The organism is Rhodovulum sp. PH10 (genome assembly GCF_000293785.1).
Lineage (GTDB): Bacteria > Pseudomonadota > Alphaproteobacteria > Rhizobiales > Xanthobacteraceae > Rhodoplanes.
In genome coordinates, this window is the sequence record NZ_AKZI01000223.1 from 1 (window position 1) to 366 (window position 366).

General features: G+C 67.8%; 1 protein-coding gene. It reads left to right on the plus strand.

The window, feature by feature from the left end; all coding sequences use genetic code 11:
• Positions 1–366: helix-turn-helix domain-containing protein (locus A33M_RS21685; protein WP_040622597.1), on the plus strand; the 366-nt coding region annotated here is incomplete at both ends.

The window sequence follows — 366 nt, forward strand, 5'->3', positions numbered from 1 at the left end:
TTGCTGACGGCCGACCGGCTCGGCACCCACGAGATCATGCGGCAGACCGAGACATCGAAGACCTGCGTGTGCCGCTGGCAGCAGCGGTTCATGGATTCCGGCGTTGACGGCCTCCTTCGCGACAAGACACGTCCCTCGCGCATTCCCCGGCTGGGCCTCGACGTGGCCGAGCGCGTGGTGGCGCTCACCTTGACCGATCCGCCGACGGAGACCACCCACTGGACCGCCGACCTGATGGCGCGAACGAGCGGTATCAGCGCGAGCGCGGTCCGCCGCATCTGGAAGGCGCATGGGCTGCAGCCGCATCGGTGCCGGCAGTTCAAGCTCTCGAACGATCCGAAGTTCGTCGCCAAGCTGCGCGACGTG